The organism is Variovorax sp. GW823-FHT04F07 (genome assembly GCF_058795995.1).
The window spans coordinates 109231-127148 of sequence record NZ_JBXAIG010000002.1; the positions used below are offsets into that span (position 1 = coordinate 109231).

Below are 17918 nucleotides of genomic sequence, written 5' to 3' on the forward strand. Positions count from 1 at the left end.
ATCTGGAACGCCTCACAGGAGTCACTCCCGATCTACTGATTCCGCATTTAGGGCGGACAACGTGTAAGATGATGTTGCAAGAATAATCTTGCTTAAAAACATGGGGTTGCGATGAAAGACCGAGTCATAGCGGAGCTATTTGGAAAAGCAGCAGGTTGCTGCAGTATTTGCGGAATGAGTGTTTTCATCGAGGACGTGAAGATCGGCGAGATGGCACACATCATTGCCCAAAGCGATGACGGTCCTAGAGGTGATGCTGACTTTCCTGGAGATCGGGACTCCTATGAGAATTTAATTCTTCTATGCCGCAATCACCACGGCATTGTTGATGGCAATAAGGAGGCCTACACGGTTGAACGACTTCACACAATAAAAAATGATCATGAACTGCGGGTAAGAACCAATCTCGCAGAGCACTCAAATAAGCATCTAGACATTGCCGGCCTTTCAGCACTCCTGAGGTATTTGCCATTTACTCAAATCCCGGCTTTAGTTGAATTTCTCCCAATCAACTTTCTTCCTAGAATTTTTGAGATCCAAAGTGCCATTGAGGCGTTCCCCATCGACAACCCCCATTGCCGGCCGTTTAACGATTCGAAGCTCGAAATTCTTTATACTTCATTTGTTGAAGGTTTTGACGCACTGTACGGCGAATTAACCGCCTCAGTAAACGGGATTTCCGTCTACATCAATCCTGAATCCGCTTCAGCCGAACTAGTTTTAAAACTGAATCCTGCGTTGCCGTATCAAGACAAGGCAAATGCAAAGACGAGGATCGATGCGGCAGGACGGAAGTTTCTCGAAGCCTACTACCCATTACTGAACTATTTGCGCAGTAATTTTCCTGAAGTAAACATCGCTTCGTTTCGCTAAGTAGGTAGCGATCCCTGCGTTCAACCCAGCCTGCCAACGATGCTTTGAAGCGCTGGCTGTAGCTCGTTGTTCTGGGCAAGGTACTGCACCGTGTAGTCGTACAAATCCAGAAAATCTTGATGACCAACCTCTGGTTCGAACTGAGTGCCGTAGTACCTGACCTTTTCGGCCAGGTTGTCCAGCACCTTCCATTCCTCAGCGACAACCAGCAACTCGAAGTCGGCCCGGGATGCGTTCGCTACGAACTTCCATTCGTACCTGCTGATGCCGTGGATGTCACTCAAGGGGAAGCTCCGTCTGCACAGCCAGGAGCAGTTGGTACTTCGACTGTGCGAGCTGTGCTTGTAGCTTGGATCGCTTCAGGTTGCGGCGAAGGTTGTACGTGGCGATCAGCAGAGCGCCGATTGCGAGGGGTGTGAGGACGAAGAGTAGTTCGGTCATGGTGAGCCTTTAATTGCTCACCTTATTTATGACCGAGCACCCTACTTCTTCGGAGGCCCAGGAAGCTCGAAGAGATCCCGTGCTCGAAAGTGCTTGCAGATCGCCGATGCTGTGCTTTCGAACAACCCGTCAGTCACCGTCGCCGAGTGGATGGCGACACTCAGTTGGCCGTAGATTTCTCGAAGCGAAGGAAACTTGCTGCTGAAATCCTTGGGCTGCGTATCCATGTACTCATCCATGATCACATCTGCCTTGTCTGTCGTCGTGGCAAAGAGACGAGCCCACTGCTCGATGAGGGTACGAAGCATGAAGACGCCGGAGAGTGGTTGCCCGGCCTGATACGCCACGACCGCCCCGGAGTAAAACTTTCTCACCTCATCAGGGATTTCCTTCGGCACTTCCACATGCTCCATCGGACCGCGACCCACGAGTGTCAAACGGTTGCCAAGACGGCGGATGACAAACACCTCTGGGACGCCTCTACACGACTGGCAGACGTAGGAAAGGACATAGAACTCAACCTTGCCCTTGTCTGTCTGTATGCCACCCACATGGTTGTTAGATGCATTCAGAAGGTTACTTACAGACGTAAGGCTGTATGGCTCTTGGCGCTTGCACTTCGTGCAATACGTCTTGATGTGCGGCGCCTCCCACGTGATGTCGTTCGACTCGAAAATCTCCGAACCAAAGACTGGAAACCGGCCGGCGCCCCTCTCCTGGACGTACCAAGGCCAATCAGCGCTGTTAGCAAAGCGGTCGTCGATGTGCTCTTTCTGAAACTTGGGTGGACTCAGCCGGTGCCCAGCGACTGCGCCATCAACATTTACCACGACTGACTGGTACATGTGCTTCTTCTCTAGCAACTCCAATACCGCAGCTCGTACTAGCTTCGTCAGGTCGGTCTTGATTTCGGAGACAGCTTCTTCTGGGTGCGTGTATGTTTTCATGAGCCGTGGATCATCGTCGGTGGCTGGCCGCCGTTCAATCTGTAAGTGACGCCAAAAGTTAGCGCCCATTAACTTAATTTCTGGTGAGTGTGTGGATCTGCCGCAGATTGCGCCGCTGTTTGCGCGATTTGGTTGCCTCGATCGCGAGCCAGGTCGCGAGCTTCTCGGCATAGAGATCGAGCTTGCTTGAACTCGTCCGCTTGGCGTAGCGCGGCTCTTCATCGCCGGCTCGCAGGTACTTCTTTACGGTGTTGCGAGAGAGGCCTGTACGCCTGGCTATCTCGCGAATGGACATCTGCTCGCGCAGGGCCCAGCGTCTGATGACACTCAATGTCGCCACGTCTATCACTCCTAGGATCCCCTGCTTTAAAAAACAGCAGGGTAGGGTTTTACGTGGGTCAGTCTTAGACGGAAATTACTGCTTTAGCTGGGTCAATTTTCGGCGGCAATCAACAGGCGAGTGAGCGAATCTTAGAGATTGCTCAAAGAAAAAGGACCGCAAAGGTCCTTTTTGTTACCCGCGCTGCTCGCGCCCCGGCTCATCGGTCGAACACCGCCACCGCCAGTATCGATCAGGCTTGACCCAAACCGCAGTCGTTTCGTTCAGCTTTCGGAACGCTGCAAGCACTTCCTTGGCGAGCACGATGTTCCCGTCATCATTGATCCGGTAGAGATGCTCTGCATGAGCTTTGATGCCAACGTCCACCGATTCGTCTTGGTAGACGCAAGATTGGTCGGTTAGCCGATCCTGCATCCACTTCGCCAGATCGTCAGCGGTCACGGCTTCTTCTTGACCAATACAAGTTGGTCTTCGTAAAACTCACCCTGTTCGAGCTTCTTACCTGCAAACCACTGGGTGTAGTAGCGACGACCGGGCTCGCTCGGCTGAGCCTTGATCGTCATGTCGGGGCCGTCGGACGCCAGTTTCACCACATCACCCACTTCGAATTTGTATGTCATTCCTCTTCTACTCCTCGTCTCTGAAATTGGTTGAACCCCGAAGATGAGGGTCCATACCGACGACTTCAAGAGGGTCACGGCCCATGGGCTCAATTTCGGGATCAGGTTTTATCCGGATCAAATTCTCGGCAGGGGATCTGTAAAGGCATCTGCCATCGAGAACGACATGCTCAACGGCGAGGTGATTCGTCTGGACGGAGCGATTCGATTGGCCCCTCGCTGATCTCGGACGCCGGCGGCTTCGTGCTGCCGGTGCGGTCCAGGCGCTCGTAGTTCGCGATCACCTGGGCCCCGAGCAGCACCAGCATGGCGGCGATTTCCAGGCTCAGCAGCACCACGATGGCCGTGGTGAGCGAGCCGTAGACGATGTTCACCTGCGACAGCGTCGAGAAGTACCAGATCAGCACGCGCCGTGTGGCCTCCCACAGCAGCGCGGCCGTGACGCCGCCCAGCAGCGCATGCCGCAGCGACATGCGCCCGGCCGGCATCACGAGGTAGAGCGAGGTCAGCATGAAGATCTCGCCGCCCAGCCCCAGCAGGTACAGCAGCAGGCCCGAAATGCCCGACAGCGACCAGCTGCGCCCCAGCAGGTCGACGCTTTCCTGCCCCACCAGCTGCAGCGCCCCCGACACCAGCGTGACCAGCAGCAGCCCCGCGCACAGGCTCAGGATGTAGAGGTACGGCATCGCCACCGACACCAGGAAATGGCGCTTGTGATCGTCCTTGCGGTGGTGAAAAATCACCGCCATCGCGCTCTCGAGCACGCTGAACGCCAGCGAGCTGAAGAAGATCATCGTCACCAGCAGCACCGGACCGAGCACCGAGCGGTGGTCCAGGAAACTCGACAGCTCGGCCACGATCGCTTTCGACTGCCCCGGCAGCAGCCATTCGAGATAACGCCCGATGGTGCGCAGCAGCTCGGCCTGGTCGATCACGTGCGACAGCGCCATCACGCTCACGATCAGCAGCGGCACGATGGACAGCAGCGCGTAGTACGCCACCGCCCCCGCCAGCAGCAGGCCCTGGTTGGCGCGAAAGTCCTTGAGCGCGCCCCAGACGAAGCGCAGCGGATGGCGCAGCAGCGGCGCGGCGTGTTGCAAAGGCAGAGGCGTCTTCATGCGTGATGTGGATTTGCGGCGGGGTTCAGTATGCCGCCCGTGCGCTTGCGTATGATTTACCGCTCCCCGCAGCCATGACCATCCCCGCTTCATTCATCCAGGAACTCATCGCGCGCGCCGATGTGGTCGAAATCGTCGGCCGCTACGTCCAGCTCAAGAAGGCCGGCGCCAATTTCATGGGGCTGTGCCCCTTCCACGGCGAGAAGTCGCCCTCGTTCTCGGTCAGCCCGACCAAGCAGTTCTATCACTGCTTCGGTTGCGGCGTGCACGGCAACGCCATCGGCTTCCTCATGGAACATGCGGGCATGGGCTTCGTCGAAGCCGTGCACGATCTGGCCGGCCAGTACGGCCTGGTCGTGCCCGAGGACGACGTCTCGCCCGCCGAACGCGCCCGCGCCGCCAGCCAGCGCCAGAAACAGGCCACGCTGACCGACGTGCTCGAGAAGGCCGGCGACGCCTACCGCAAGGCGCTGCGCCAGGCGCCCGGCGCCATCGACTACCTCAAGGGCCGCGGCGTGTCGGGCGAGATCGCCAAGCAGTTCGGCATCGGCTATGCGCCGGCCGGCTGGCGCGCGCTGGCCAGCGTGTTTCCCGACTACGACGACCCGCTGCTCGCCGAGAGCGGGCTGGTGATCGTCAACAACGAGGAAGGCAAGCTCAGCGACGAGGAAGCCAAGCGCTACGACCGTTTCCGCGACCGCGTGATGTTCCCGATCCGCAACGTCAAGGGCGAGTGCATCGGCTTCGGCGGGCGCGTGCTCGGCGACGAAAAACCCAAGTACCTGAACTCGCCCGAGACGCCCGTCTTCAGCAAGGGCCGCGAGCTCTACGGCCTGTACGAGGCGCGCGCCGCCTTCCGCGACCGCGGCTACGCGCTCGTCACCGAGGGCTACATGGACGTGGTGGCGCTGGCCCAGCTCGGTTTTCCGAACGCGGTGGCCACGCTGGGCACCGCCTGCACCACCGAGCATGTGCAGAAGCTCTTCCGCTTCACCGAATCGGTGGTGTTCAGCTTCGACGGCGACGCCGCCGGACGCCGCGCCGCGCGCAAGGCGCTCGACGGCGCCCTGCCCTACGCCACCGACACGCGCAGCATCAAGTTCCTGTTCCTGCCGGCCGAGCACGACCCCGACAGCTACATCCGCGCGCACGGCGCCGAGGCCTTCGCGGGCTTCGTGGCCGAGGCCACGCCGCTGTCGCGCTTCATGCTCGAAGCCGCCCGCGAAGGCTGCGACCTGAGCTCCGCCGAGGGCCGCGCCCACATGACCAGCAACGTGCGCCCGCTCTGGAGCGCCATGCCCGACGGTGCGCTCAAGCGACAGCTGCTCAGCGAGATCGCCACGCTGGTCCAGCTCGACGCCGCCGCGCTGTCCGACCTGTGGGCCACAGCCGCGCCCGGCCCGCGCAAGGGCGCCGGCGCACCATCCCAGGCGCCGCAGCGCCACAGCGAACCCGACAGCTACGGCAACGACCCCGGCGACTACTACCCGGACATGCCGCCGACGCAGGACTACGAGCCGCCGCGCTACGAAAACGAGAGCAAACCCAAGTTCCAGCCGCGCAAGTTCACCAAGGGCAAGCGCTGGGGCGGCAAGTTCGAGGAGCCCATCGAGCCGCTGCGCGGACGCGGCAAGCCGCCGAGCCGGCCCGACGTGGCGGTGCGGCTGGTGCTGTCGAACATGGCGCAGTGGGAGGCGCTGTCCCACGAGCTGCACGTGATGCTGTGCGACCTGCCGGGCGAACACGGCGCCCTCTTCACCTGGCTGGACAGCCAGCTGCACGAGCACGGCGTGCAGCCCTGGGCGGCGCTGCGCGAAGGCCTGCGCGGGCTCGATTTCGCGCCGCTGGCCGAGCGCCTCATGAGCGTTTCCGAGGCCGGGCCGGTGCCCGAGGGCGAGGAAGAACAGCACCTGGCCGAGGCCGCCAAGGAACTGGGGAGCGTGCTTGACTTCATGCTCGACGACCGGCTCAAGGCCCAGCAGAGCGAGGCCATCGCTTCGGTTGGAAAAGACCCGAAAGCCCTGGAACGCTACAAGGCACTGGAAGCCCGCCGGCTCGAATTGCGAGACCGCATTCGCGCGTCGGGGACAGATACTGCTTGAAATTTGCGCAACAGGCTATAATGTAGGGCTTCGCAACTGGCGAAATTAGGCAAGAGCGACAGCAGCACCTCCGGGCCGACCCCTAGCGCAACGCACTCCAACGGTAAATTCCGGCGGAAAGGGTCAATAACCGCAAGGACTGCACACCAAATGTTCGCCCGACATCTTGCCTGGTGAGGAATTAATTCCTCGTTTCCCAATTGTTTTGTCCGTGCCTGTGCACGGGCATGGTGGTGCTGTCCGCGTGACAGCGCGCCTGTGATCCCGCTTGTCTTTTCTTGTCGTAACGAGGTCGTATGCCCAGTTCAAAGAAGCCTGCTCCTTCACTTGCCAAAAGCGCCAAGAGCGCTGCCACCAAGCCCGCAGCAGAGAAACCGCTGAAAGCCGGTGCCAAACCGGCAACCAAGACGGCTGCCGCCGCGTCCAAAACGGCAGCCGCAACGAAAGTGAAAACCGTGCCCACGAAATCGACCTCTCTCGACGATCCAAAAAAAGCCGCGGCCACTGCCACGGCTGCCCCCGCCGCCAAGAAAGTTGGCCGTCCGCCCAAGGCCGCCGGCGCTGCCGCCGCGCCCGCCACCGGCGCCAAGCGCGGGCGCAAGCCCAAGGCCGCCAAGGAAGCCGGCGAGAGCGACATCGACCTGTCGGACATCGAGGAAGACCTGGCCGGTGACGAGCCCGCGGCCGTCGCGACCACCGAAGAGAAGGTCAAGCCGCTGCGCATGAAGATCAGCAAGGCGAAGGAACGCGCCTTGATGAAGGAGTTCGGCCTCGACGAGACCGTGCTCTCCGAAGAAGACCTGGCCAAGCGCCGCTCGCGCCTGAAGACCCTGATCACGCTGGGCAAGACCCGCGGCTACCTCACGCACGGCGAAATCTCCGACCACTTGCCCGACAAGCTGGTCGACGCCGAGACCATGGAAGTCGTGGTCACCATGCTCAACGACATGGGCGTGGCGGTGTACGAGCAGACGCCCGACGCCGAAACCCTGCTGCTGAACAACACCGCGCCCACCGCCACCACGGTGGAAGAAGCCGAGGAAGAAGCCGAAGCGGCTCTGTCCACGGTGGACAGCGAATTCGGCCGCACCACCGACCCGGTCCGCATGTATATGCGCGAAATGGGCACGGTCGAGCTGCTGACGCGCGAAGGCGAAATCGAAATCGCCAAGCGCATCGAAGGCGGCCTGATGGCCATGATGGAAGCCATCTCGGCCTCCCCCGCCACCATCGCCGCGATCCTCGAAATGGCCGCGACCATCCGTGAAGGCAAGGTCGTCATCTCGACCATCGTGGACGGCTTCTCGAACCCCAACGAGGCCGACGACTACGTGGCCGAAGAAGACTTCGACGAATTCGACGAAGAAGACGACGACGACGGCAAGGGCGGCTCCAAGGCCCTGACCAAGAAGCTCGAAGAACTCAAGAACGAAGCCCTCTCGCGCTTCGACCGCATCGCCGAGATGTTCGAGAAGATCCACAAGATCTACGAGAAGGAAGGCTACGGCACGCCCGCGTACACCAAGGCCCAGCAGGCCGTGTCCGACGAGCTGATGACCATCCGCTTCACGGCCAAGACCATCGAGAAGCTGTGCGACCTGGTGCGCACGCAGGTGGACGACGTGCGCAAGAAGGAACGCGAACTGCGCCGCATCATCGTGGACAAGTGCGGCTTCCCGCAGGACGAGTTCATCCGCGACTTCAGCGGCTTCGACAAGAACGGCAACCGCATCGCCTCCAACCTGCTGAACCTCAAGTGGGTCGAGAAGCAGGCCGCGGCCGGCAAGCCCTGGAGCGCCGTGCTCGCGCGCAACATCCCGCCGGTGCAGGAACTGCAGCAGAAACTCACCGACATCCAGTCGCGCGTGGTGGTGCCGCTGACCGAGCTCAAGGACATCAACAAGCGCATGAACGAGGGCGAATCGTCCTCGCGCGATGCCAAGAAGGAAATGATCGAGGCCAACCTGCGCCTCGTGATCTCCATCGCCAAGAAGTACACCAACCGCGGCCTGCAGTTCCTCGACCTGATCCAGGAAGGCAACATCGGCCTGATGAAGGCGGTCGACAAGTTCGAATACCGTCGCGGCTACAAGTTCTCGACCTACGCGACGTGGTGGATCCGCCAGGCCATCACCCGCTCGATCGCCGACCAGGCGCGCACCATCCGCATCCCGGTGCACATGATCGAGACGATCAACAAGATGAACCGCATCTCGCGCCAGCACTTGCAGGAGTTCGGCTTCGAGCCCGACGCCGGCATCCTGGCCGCCAAGATGGAGATCCCGGAAGACAAGATCCGCAAGATCATGAAGATCGCGAAGGAGCCGATCTCGATGGAAACCCCCATCGGCGACGACGACGATTCGCACCTGGGCGACTTCATCGAGGACAGCAGCAACACGGCCCCCATCGAGGCCGCGATGCAAGCCGGCCTGCGCGACGTGGTCAAGGACATCCTCGACTCCCTCACGCCGCGCGAAGCCAAGGTGCTGCGCATGCGCTTCGGCATCGAGATGTCCACCGACCACACACTGGAAGAAGTCGGCAAGCAGTTCGACGTGACCCGCGAGCGCATCCGCCAGATCGAAGCCAAGGCGCTGCGCAAGCTGAAGCACCCGTCGCGTTCCGACAAGCTGCGCAGCTTCATCGACACCCTGTAATCCAGGTTCGCTGAAGCCCAAGCGCCCGCCTTGCCCCTCACCCGGGCGGCGGGCGTTCTCGTTTTCCACCGACACACAACACACAAGTACAACGGAGCCGCCTTTCCATGAATCCCGACGCAGACAAACTCTGGCAGGCCCCGCGCTGGGCGCTTGCCGTGCTGCTCGCCGTGCTGGGCATGCTCGGGCCCTTCTCCATCGACACCTACATCCCGGCCTTCTCGGGCATCGCGAAATCGATCGGCGCCACGCCGGCCGAGATGCAGCAGACGCTGTCGGCCTACCTGTTCGGCTTCGCCTTCATGAACCTGTTCCACGGCGCGCTGTCGGACAGCTTCGGCCGCCGGCCGGTGGTGCTGTGGGGGCTGGCGGTGTTCACGCTGGCCTCGCTGGGCTGCGCGCTGTCGCAGAACATCACGCAGCTGGTGCTGTTCCGCGGCCTGCAGGGCCTGTCGACCGGTGCCGGCATCGTGGTGTCGCGCGCCGTGATCCGCGACATGTTCCCGCCGGCCGAGGCGCAGCGGGTGATGAGCCAGGTCACGATCTACTTCGGCGTGGCGCCGGCCATCGCGCCCATCGTGGGCGGCTTCCTGTTCGTGCACGCGGGCTGGCACTCGATCTTCTGGTTCCTCGTGGCCGTGGGCGTGGTGCTGTTCGTCGCCAACTACAAGCTGCTGCCCGAGACGCTGCACAAGGACCACCGCCAGCCCTTCCAGGTGCGCCACCTGATGCGCGGCTACCGCGACCTGTGCTCCGACCCGCGCTTTCTCTTGCTGGCCTTCGCGAGCGGCGTGCCCTTCAACGGCATGTTCCTCTACGTGCTGGCCGCGCCCGCGTTCCTGGGCGACCACCTCGCGCTGCAGCCGCAGCAGTTCTTCTGGTTCTTCCTGCTGACCATCGGCGGCATCATGCTCGGCGCGCGCGCCAGCGGCCGCATGGCCGGCAAGGTGGCGCCCAAGCGGCAGATCCGCGACGGCTTCCTGATCATGATGGTCACCTCGGTGGTCAACGTGGTGGCCAACATCTTCTTCCAGGCGCATGTGGCCTGGGCCGTGTGGCCGCTGGCGGTGTTCGCCTTCGGCTGGGCGCTGATGGTGCCGGTGGTCACGTTGCTCGTGCTCGACCTGCACCCCGAGCGCCGCGGCATGGCCTCGTCATTGCAGGCCGTGATCGGCTCCACCGCCAACGGCGTCGTGGCCGGCGCGGTGGCGCCGCTGGTGATGCACTCCACGCTGGCACTGGCCCTCACCTCCGCGCTGATGCTCACGATCGGGCTGGTTGCCTGGGTCTGGCTGCACCACCGCTGGCCCGACATCGGGCGTCGGGTGGCTCACGAAGAAGCCTGAGGGGGACGGGGGATGCGATTCGCCGCACTGTGGACTTATCTGCGCGCCTGGCTCCCGGGCCCTTCCAACGTCAACGCGCGCGAGCGCCTGCGCGCCGTGGGCGGCGCAGGCATCGGGCTGCTGATCACCGGCCTGCTGTGCCGCTGGCTGTCCGTCCCGCTCGAGCACGCGGTGTGGCTGGTCGCACCGATGGGCGCCACCGCCGTGCTGGTGTTTGCCGTGCCCGCCAGTCCGCTGGCGCAGCCCTGGTCAGTGATCGGCGGCAACACGCTGTCGACGCTGGTGGGCATCGCCTGCGCCAGCTGGATTCCCGACACCGCCGTGGCCGCCGCCGTGGCCGTGGCGCTGGCCATCGGCCTCATGTTCTTCACGCGCTGCCTGCACCCGCCCGGCGGCGCGGCGGCGCTGCTGGCGGTGCTCACGCACACCACCGATTTTTCGGCGGCGCTGTTCCCGGTGCTCGTGAACTCGCTGCTGCTGGTGCTGGCGGGCGTGGCCTACAACACGCTCACGGGGCGGCGCTATCCGCACGTGCAGGTGGCGCGCCCGCCCTCGCCCGACGCGCGCTTCAGCCAGGCCGACATCGACGCCGTGCTGGCGCGCTACAACCAGGTGCTCGACATCAGCCGCGACGACCTCGAGTCGCTCATCCAGCAGACCGAGCTCGAGTCGTACAAGCGCCGCCTGGGCACGCTGCACTGCGCCGACATCATGTCGCGCACGCCGATCTCGGTGGAGTTCGGCACGCCGCTGCAGGAGGCCTGGACGCTGATGCACCAGCACCGCATCAAGGCATTGCCGGTGACCGACCGCACGCGCCGCGTGGTCGGCATCGTCACGCAGGCCGACTTCTTCCGCCAGCTCGACCTGCAGCACCACGACGGCATCGCGGGCCGGCTGCGCGACCTGATCCGCGCCACGCGCACGGTGATGTCGAACAAGCCCGAGGTGGTCGGCCAGATCATGACGCGCCAGGTGCGCGTGGCCAGCGCCGACCGGCCGGTGGTCGAACTGGTGCCGCTGTTCTCCGAAGGCGGCCACCACCACATTCCGATCATCGATGAAGAGAAGCGGCTGACGGGGATGATCACGCAGTCGGATTTCGTGCGGGCGCTGTACCGCGCAGTGAGCCCGGCGTAGGGCCCGCACGTCGCCTTCCCCTTCTCGCGAAGGGGAAGGCGCAAGGCTTCACTCCAGCACCACGTTCGCCTTCTTCACCAGCGCCGCATAGCGCGCGGCCTCGCTGCGGAAGTAGCTCGCGGCCTGCTCGGGCGACGTGGGCTTGACGATGTTGCCCTGCTTGTCCATCGCCTCGCGCACCTCGGGCGCGGCAAAGGCGGCCACGATGGCCTCGTGCACGCGCTTCACGTCCGCCGGCTGCATCTTCGGCGGGCCGATCACCGCGAACCAGCCTTCGACCGCGTAGTTCGGCAGCCCCTGCTCCGCGATCGTCGCAATCTCGGGCGCGGCCGGCGAACGCGCCGAGCCGCACAGGCCGATGGCGCGCAGTGCGCCGCTCTTGAGATGCGGCTGCACCGCCGGCAGCGCGACCACGCCCATCTCGACCTGCCCCGCGATCATGTCGGTCACCATCGGCCCGGTGCCCTTGTACGGAATGTGCCGCGCCTTCACGCCGGCCTCGTCCATGAACATCTCGCCCGCGAGGTGGATGATGGTGCCGTTGCCCGACGAGGCGTAGTTGTAGCCCTCGGGTTTCGCGCGCAGCAGCGCCACCAGCTCCTTCACGTTCTTGGCCGGCAGCTTCGGGTTCACGGCCAGCACCAGCGGCGTGGCGCCCACCACGCTGATGGGCGTGATGTCGGCGATGGCGTCGAAAGGCATCTTCTTGAACACGCTCGGGTTGATCACGTGGTTGTTCGACACCATGCCGAGCGTGAACCCGTCAGGCGGGGCCTTGATCACGGCCGAGGTGCCGGTGATGCCGCCGGCGCCCGGCAGGTTCTCGATCACCACCGGCTGGCCCAGCGCCTTGCCGAGCGCGACCGAGGCGGCGCGCGCAATGGCGTCCACGCCCGAGCCCGCGCTGATCGGCAGGATGAAGCGCACGGGCTTGTCGCTGCCCTGCGCGAACACCGGGCGGGCGGCCGACAGCACGACCGCCGACGCCCCCAGGCCGAGCAACGCACGGCGGTTGAATGAAGAAGAGGAAAACGGAATCGGGCTCATGGGTCTTGTCTCTCTTTGTCTTTGTCGGTGCTTGAAAAATCAGGCCACGGCCGCTTCGGCATGCAGCGCCTCGACCTGTTCGTGCGCGTAGCCCAGCTCGGCCAGCAGCGCGCGCGTGTGCTCGCCCAGCGTCGGCGGATGCAGGCGCACGCCCAGCCGCTCGCCGCCGAGCGTGATCGGGAACAGCGTGGTCTGCGCCATCTCGCCGGCCCGCTCGCCATCGGGCAGGCGGATGTCCGCGAGGCCGCCGGTGGCCTGCAGGTGCGGATCGGCATACAGGTCTTCGGGCCGTGTGATCGGCGCGAACGGCAGGCCGCGCGCTTCGAAGATCGCCGACAGCTCGGCGGCCGAACGGTCGGCCAGGCGGGTGCGCAGCGCGGCCAGCAAGGTCGGGCGCAGGCGCACGCGGTCGTTGTTGGTCTGCAAGGTGGCGTCGGCCTTCAGGTCGTCGAAGCCCAGCGCGTCGCAGAAGGTCTTCCACTGCGCGTCGCTCACGGCCGCCAGGAAGATCTGCTCGCCGTCCTTCACGGTGAACACGTCGTACAGCGCCCAGGCCGAGATGCGCTCGGGCATCGGCGCGGCCGCCTGCCCCGTGATGGCGTACTGCAGCATGTGCTGGCCGACCAGGAACACGTTGTTCTCGAACAGCGCCGACTGCACTTCCTGCCCCCGGCCGGTTTCGGCGCGCTGCATCAGCGCGGCGATGGCGCCGATGGCACCGAACATGCCGCCCATGATGTCGTTCACGCTCGTTCCCGCGCGCAGCGGATCGCCGGGGCGCCCCGTCATGTAGGCCAGGCCGCCCATCATCTGCACCACCTCGTCGAGCGCGGTGCGATGCTCGTACGGGCCGGGCAGGAAGCCCGTGTGGTTCACGTACACGAGGCGCGGATTGAGCTTGCCCAGCGCGGCGTAGCCCAGGCCGTACTTGTCCATCGTGCCGGGCCGGAAGTTCTGCGCCACCACGTCGGCCGTGGCGCACAGGCGCAGCGCGGCCTCGAGCCCCTGCGGATGGCGCAGGTCGAGCGCGATGCTCTTCTTGTTGCGGTTGAACATCGGGAAGAAGCCCGCACCCGCGCCCAGCAGGTGCCGCGTGCGGTCGCCGTCGATGGGCTCGACCTTGATGACCTCGGCGCCCAGGTCGGCCAGCACCATGCCGCAGGTCGGCCCCATGACCATGTGCGTGAACTCGACCACACGGATGCCCGCGAGCGGCAGGCGTTTGGCTTCGGTGCTCATGCGGCGACGCCTTCCGCCAGTGCAAAGGTCTTCGGAAAGCCCGCGCGCCACACCGTGCCCTGCAGCGTCTCGCCGTCGAGCCAGACGGCCACGCGCTTCCTCAGATCGAGCAGCTTCGACAGATCGACACCCGTCTGCACGCCCATGCTCTCGAGCATGAAGACGAGGTCTTCGGTGTCGACGTTGCCGCTCGCGCCCGGTGCATGCGGGCAGCCGCCGATGCCAGCCAGGCAGGCGTCGAAGCGCGTGATGCCAACTTCCAGCGCGGCGTAGACATTGGCCAGGCCCAGCCCGCGCGTGTCGTGGAAATGCCCGCACCACAGGCGGTCGCCCGCGATGTGCAGTGCGCGCTCGAACAGGCTGCGCACCATGGCCGGATCGGCGTAGCCCACCGTGTCGGCCAGGCTCACGCGGTCGGCACCGGCATCGAGCAGCGCCTGCATCAGGCGCAGCACTTCGTCGGGGTCGACATGGCCCTGCAGCGTGCAGCCGAAGGCCGTGCCGACGCCGCCGTCGATCAGCGTCTTCGAGCCCGCCGCGTCGCGCGCCGCGCGGATGCGGCCGACCTCGGCCACCACCTCGTCGGGCGTCTTGCGCAGGTTGGCCAGGCTGTGCGCGTGGCTGGCCGACAGCGGCACCATCATCAGGTCGGCCTCGCCCGCGATGGCGCGCTCGGCGCCCTTCAGGTTGGGCACCAGCACCGAGGCGAAAAGCCCTGGCAGCGTCTTCGCAAAAGCCAGCAGCTCGGCCGTGTCGGCCAGCTGCGGCAGCAGGTGCGCCGGCACGAACGAGCCGACCTCGATCTCGCGCTGGCCGGCCGCGTGCGCGTCGCGGATCCATTCGAGCTTGCGTGCGGTTGGCAGCACGCGGGCAATGCTTTGCAGGCCGTCGCGCAGGCCCACTTCGCGGACGACCGCGCGCGGCGGCAGGAAGGCGTGAATCAAGAGCGTGTCTCCGTCGTGAGGGAATGACGCCGATCGTAGAAGTTCCGATTCAGTCCTGAAGGTATATTTTGGAAGCCGTTTGCTTCCAGATTGGAACTTCATGAGAGACCTCGACCTGACCACCTTGCGCCTGTTCGTCGCCGTCTGCGACAGCCGCAGCATCGCGCGCGCGGGCGAGCAGGCGAACATCGTCGGCTCGGCGATCAGCAAGCGCCTGGCCCAGCTCGAAGACACGGTCGGCACGCCGCTGCTGCTGCGCAAGCGCCGCGGCGTGGTGCCCACGCCGGCCGGCGAAACGCTGCTCGAACACGCGCGCGCCATGCTCGGCAGCGCCACCCGCATCGAGCGCGACATGGCCGCCTACGCGGGCGGCGCGCGCGGGCACGTGCGCATCCTGGCCTCGGCCTCGGTCATGGCCGAATCGCTGGCCGAGGACGTGGCCGGCTTCCTGCAGGACCCGGCGCACCGCAACATCCGCGTCGACATGGAAGAGCGCGTGAGCCCCGAGATCGTGCGCGGCATCCGCGAGGGCATCGCGTCCATCGGCCTGTGCTGGGACGCGGCCGACCTCGACGGGCTGGAGCGGCGCGACTACCGCTCGGACCACCTGGCCATCGTGGCCCACCCGTCGCACCCCGTGGCCCGCCACGACGCGGTGCGCTTCGAGCAGGTGCTCGACCACGAATTCGTCGGCATGCCCGCGCTCAGCGCCGTGCAGCTGATGCTGGCGCGCGAAGCGGCCGTGGCCGGCAAGCCGCTCGTGTACCGCGTGCTGGTGTCCAACTTCGACGCCGCGCTGCGCGTGGTGCGCGCCGGGCTGGCCATCAGCGTGGTGCCGGCGGAGGTCGCCCGGCCGTTCACCGAGGCCTTCGGGCTGCGGCTGATGCCGCTCACGGACGACTGGGCGCGCCGGCGCTTCGCGATCTGCTTTCGCAGCGAGGCGGCGCTGTCGCCCTCGGCGCAGCTGCTGGTCGCGCACCTCGAGCGGTGCGCCACGGACCGCGCGGAAGCCGCCTGATTCGTCCGATAACCGAAACGATCCATTGTGCTGGCGGTGGTTTTTGTTTCGTTTCGCGCAACCTAACATTCGGTCTGTTCACGCTGTCACCCTCAACCCCATCGACCGAAAGACACCGCCATGTTCCGCAGAACCCTCGTTGCCGCCGCCGCCCTGTCCGCCGCATTCGCCCTCGCGCCGCTCGCCGCCCAGGCCGCCCAGCCGCTGAAGATCGACGTCTACAACCCCGGCACGAAGTCGATGTTCCCCGTGTCGTCGGTGCTCGTCGCCGGCGCCACCGATGCCGTGCTGGTCGACGCCCAGTTCCAGCGCAACGACGCGCAGGCGCTGGTGCAGAAGATCAAGGACAGCGGCAAGAAGCTGACCACGGTCTACATCAGCCACAGCGACCCCGACTACTACTTCGGCCTGGACGTGATCCGCGCCGCCTTCCCCGACGCGAAGATCGTCGCCACGCCGCAGACCGTGGCCGCCATCCAGGCCTCCAAGGACGGCAAGCTCGCGCACTGGGGCCCGATCCTCAAGGACAACGCGCCCCAGGCGCTGGTCGTGCCCGAGCCGCTGGCCGGCGACAGCCTCACGCTCGAAGGCAAGAAGATCCAGGTCGTCGGCCTGGACGGCCCCTCGCCCGCGCGCACCTTCGCGTGGATTCCCTCGCTGAAGGCGGTGGTCGGCGGCATTCCGGTGTCGGCCAACATCCACGTCTGGGTGGCCGACACGCAGACGGTGCAGTCGCGCCGCGACTGGCTCAAGACCCTCGACCGCATCGCCGCGCTGCACCCCAAGACCGTGGTGCCCGGCCACTACCTGCCGAACGCCGACGGCTCGGCGCCCTACACCGTGGCCTCGGTGAAGTTCACGCGCGACTACCTGAAGGCCTTCGAAACCGAAGCAACGAAGGCCAAGGACTCGGCCGCGCTGATCGCCGCCATGAAGCAGCGCTACCCGAAGCTCGAGGACGCCTCGTCGCTCGAGCTCGGCGCCAAGGTCATCAAGGGAGAAATGAAGTGGCCCCAATAACCAACAACAACGTCGACTCCGCCACGCTGCACTGCATCTTCGATCCGCTGTGCGGCTGGTGCTACGCCGCCGCGCCGCTGGTCGAGGCCGCGCGCACCGTGCCGGGCCTGCGCGTCGAGCTCCACGCCGGCGGCATGATGACCGGCGCCAACCGCCGCCCCATCACGCCGCAGTGGCGCGACTATGTGATCCCGCACGACAGGCGCATCGCCGAACTCACGGGCCAGCCCTTCGGCGAGGCCTACTTCGAAGGCCTGCTGCGCGACACCGGCGCGGTGATGGACTCCGAACCGCCGATCACCGCCATCCTCGCCGCCGAATCGCTTCGCGCGGGCGGCGGGCTCGACATGGCGCACCGCGTGCAGCAGGCCCACTATGTCGAAGGCCAGCGCATCGCGGAGGCTGGCGTGCTCGCCGAACTGGCGGTTGAACTCGGCTTCGATACCGACGCTTTCGCCACGGCTTTCCAGCAGCACACGGGCGACGCCACCGCGCGGCACATCGCCGCGAGCCGCGACCTGCTGCAGCGCGCGGGCGGCCAGGGCTTTCCGACCTTCGTGCTGGCGCAGGCCGATGGCAGCGCGGGCCGCATCGACATCGGGCCGTGGCTGGGGCGTGCCGACGACTGGAAGGCGCAGCTCGCCACCTTCGTCGCGCCGGCGCCGTCTGCAACGGCATCCGAAGCCTGCGGCCCCGACGGCTGCGCGATCTAGGCGACCTTCTCGAGGAACACCAGCCGGATCGGCGCGTCCAGCAGCTCGTCGAACCGCTTCTCGAAGGCCTGGAAATACGGCGTGGCGAAGTGCGCGTCCAGCGCGGCCTGGTCCTGGAACGACTCGCGCATGTAGAAACTGCCGGGCTCGTCGCGCAGCTCGAACAAGGTGTAGTCGAGGCAGCCGGGCTCCTGCCGCGTGGGCGCCACCAGCGCGCTCAGGGCGTCACGCAGCGCCTCGCGCTGGCCGGTCTTGGCCTTCAGGACGGCGATGCTGATGAGGGGCGTGGTGCTCATGGGTCGTTTTGAAGTTCGGATGCCTGCAGTCTGCGGCGACACCCGCACATGAAA

The 17918-nt window shown here is 65.0% G+C and carries 16 protein-coding genes and 3 pseudogenes; 8 read left to right on the forward strand and 11 right to left on the reverse strand.

The window, feature by feature from the left end; all coding sequences use genetic code 11:
• Window positions 1-111 precede the first annotated feature (111 nt).
• Window positions 112-873: an HNH endonuclease gene (locus AC1RAA_RS09555; protein WP_492732497.1), complete on the forward strand. Its 762-nt coding sequence runs from the start codon at window positions 112-114 to the stop codon at window positions 871-873.
• A 20-nt stretch (window positions 874-893) separates the two neighbouring features.
• Here the strand turns inward: AC1RAA_RS09555 and AC1RAA_RS09560 are convergent, their stop codons facing one another.
• From AC1RAA_RS09560 to AC1RAA_RS09590, 7 genes and pseudogenes are all read right to left on the reverse strand, one after another.
• Entirely contained in the window at window positions 894-1157 is a 264-nt protein-coding gene (locus AC1RAA_RS09560; RefSeq protein WP_492732500.1) for a hypothetical protein, read from the reverse strand.
• Complete coding sequence (locus AC1RAA_RS09565; RefSeq protein WP_492732502.1) at window positions 1150-1314, reverse strand: hypothetical protein; 165 nt, start codon at window positions 1312-1314, stop codon at window positions 1150-1152. Before AC1RAA_RS09565 ends, AC1RAA_RS09560 begins: the two co-directional genes overlap by 8 nt.
• Window positions 1315-1355: 41 nt before the next feature.
• A complete protein-coding gene (locus tag AC1RAA_RS09570) occupies window positions 1356-2261 on the reverse strand; it encodes a hypothetical protein (protein WP_492732504.1) in 906 nt (301 codons plus the stop codon).
• Window positions 2262-2352: 91 nt separating this feature from the next.
• A pseudogene (locus AC1RAA_RS09575) lies at window positions 2353-2610 on the reverse strand (helix-turn-helix domain-containing protein); the annotation flags it as partial.
• 165 nt (window positions 2611-2775) lie between these two features.
• Window positions 2776-3042: a DUF6953 family protein gene (locus AC1RAA_RS09580; RefSeq protein WP_492732506.1), complete on the reverse strand. Its 267-nt coding sequence runs from the start codon at window positions 3040-3042 to the stop codon at window positions 2776-2778.
• Window positions 3039-3221: a YodC family protein gene (locus tag AC1RAA_RS09585; RefSeq protein WP_492732508.1), complete on the reverse strand. Its 183-nt coding sequence runs from the start codon at window positions 3219-3221 to the stop codon at window positions 3039-3041. Before AC1RAA_RS09585 ends, AC1RAA_RS09580 begins: the two co-directional genes overlap by 4 nt.
• 254 nt (window positions 3222-3475) lie before the next feature.
• A pseudogene (locus AC1RAA_RS09590) lies at window positions 3476-4432 on the reverse strand (YihY/virulence factor BrkB family protein); the annotation flags it as partial.
• Here AC1RAA_RS09590 and dnaG point away from each other — a divergent pair.
• The 4 genes from dnaG to AC1RAA_RS09610 all read left to right on the forward strand — a co-directional run bounded on the left by dnaG (window position 4414) and on the right by AC1RAA_RS09610 (window position 11587).
• Window positions 4414-6441, forward strand: a complete 2028-nt coding sequence (dnaG, locus tag AC1RAA_RS09595; RefSeq protein ID WP_492732510.1) for a DNA primase — start codon at window positions 4414-4416, stop codon at window positions 6439-6441. The pseudogene AC1RAA_RS09590 and the gene dnaG sit on opposite strands and share 19 nt — an antisense overlap.
• 296 nt (window positions 6442-6737) lie before the next feature.
• Window positions 6738-9101 (forward strand): RNA polymerase sigma factor RpoD, encoded by a 2364-nt coding sequence (rpoD, locus tag AC1RAA_RS09600; RefSeq protein ID WP_095950669.1) that lies wholly within the window; start codon window positions 6738-6740, stop codon window positions 9099-9101.
• Window positions 9102-9208: 107 nt separating this feature from the next.
• The gene (locus tag AC1RAA_RS09605; RefSeq protein WP_062470580.1) at window positions 9209-10447 is read left to right on the forward strand and encodes a multidrug effflux MFS transporter; all 1239 of its coding nucleotides are present in this window, start codon (window positions 9209-9211) and stop codon (window positions 10445-10447) included.
• A gap of 12 nt (window positions 10448-10459) precedes the next feature.
• The gene (locus tag AC1RAA_RS09610) at window positions 10460-11587 is read left to right on the forward strand and encodes an HPP family protein (protein WP_492732513.1); all 1128 of its coding nucleotides are present in this window, start codon (window positions 10460-10462) and stop codon (window positions 11585-11587) included.
• Window positions 11588-11635: 48 nt separating this feature from the next.
• Here the strand turns inward: AC1RAA_RS09610 and AC1RAA_RS09615 are convergent, their stop codons facing one another.
• Genes AC1RAA_RS09615 through AC1RAA_RS09625 form a run of 3 tightly spaced genes read right to left on the reverse strand, consistent with a single transcriptional unit; the run spans window position 11636 to window position 14817 of the window.
• A complete protein-coding gene (locus tag AC1RAA_RS09615; RefSeq protein ID WP_492732515.1) occupies window positions 11636-12634 on the reverse strand; it encodes a Bug family tripartite tricarboxylate transporter substrate binding protein in 999 nt (332 codons plus the stop codon).
• A 39-nt stretch (window positions 12635-12673) separates the two neighbouring features.
• Entirely contained in the window at window positions 12674-13873 is a 1200-nt protein-coding gene (locus AC1RAA_RS09620; RefSeq protein ID WP_159272594.1) for a CaiB/BaiF CoA transferase family protein, read from the reverse strand.
• A complete protein-coding gene (locus tag AC1RAA_RS09625) occupies window positions 13870-14817 on the reverse strand; it encodes a hydroxymethylglutaryl-CoA lyase (RefSeq protein WP_492732517.1) in 948 nt (315 codons plus the stop codon). The genes AC1RAA_RS09620 and AC1RAA_RS09625 overlap by 4 nt, the downstream gene beginning before the upstream one ends.
• Window positions 14818-14917: 100 nt before the next feature.
• On the opposite strand from AC1RAA_RS09625, the gene AC1RAA_RS09630 reads away from it, so the two are divergent.
• From AC1RAA_RS09630 to AC1RAA_RS09640, 3 genes and pseudogenes are all read left to right on the forward strand, one after another.
• Entirely contained in the window at window positions 14918-15835 is a 918-nt protein-coding gene (locus AC1RAA_RS09630; protein WP_487849267.1) for a LysR family transcriptional regulator, read from the forward strand.
• 120 nt (window positions 15836-15955) lie between these two features.
• Window positions 15956-16849 (forward strand): annotated as a pseudogene (locus AC1RAA_RS09635) (MBL fold metallo-hydrolase); the annotation flags it as partial.
• On the forward strand, window positions 16843-17568 hold the full coding sequence (locus tag AC1RAA_RS09640) for a DsbA family protein (RefSeq protein ID WP_492732519.1): 726 nt from the start codon (window positions 16843-16845) through the stop codon (window positions 17566-17568). The pseudogene AC1RAA_RS09635 and the gene AC1RAA_RS09640, both read left to right, overlap by 7 nt.
• On the opposite strand, the gene AC1RAA_RS09645 is transcribed toward AC1RAA_RS09640, so the two are convergent.
• Window positions 17565-17864 (reverse strand): putative quinol monooxygenase, encoded by a 300-nt coding sequence (locus AC1RAA_RS09645; RefSeq protein WP_492732521.1) that lies wholly within the window; start codon window positions 17862-17864, stop codon window positions 17565-17567. The genes AC1RAA_RS09640 and AC1RAA_RS09645 overlap by 4 nt on opposite strands.
• Window positions 17865-17918: the final 54 nt, after the last annotated feature.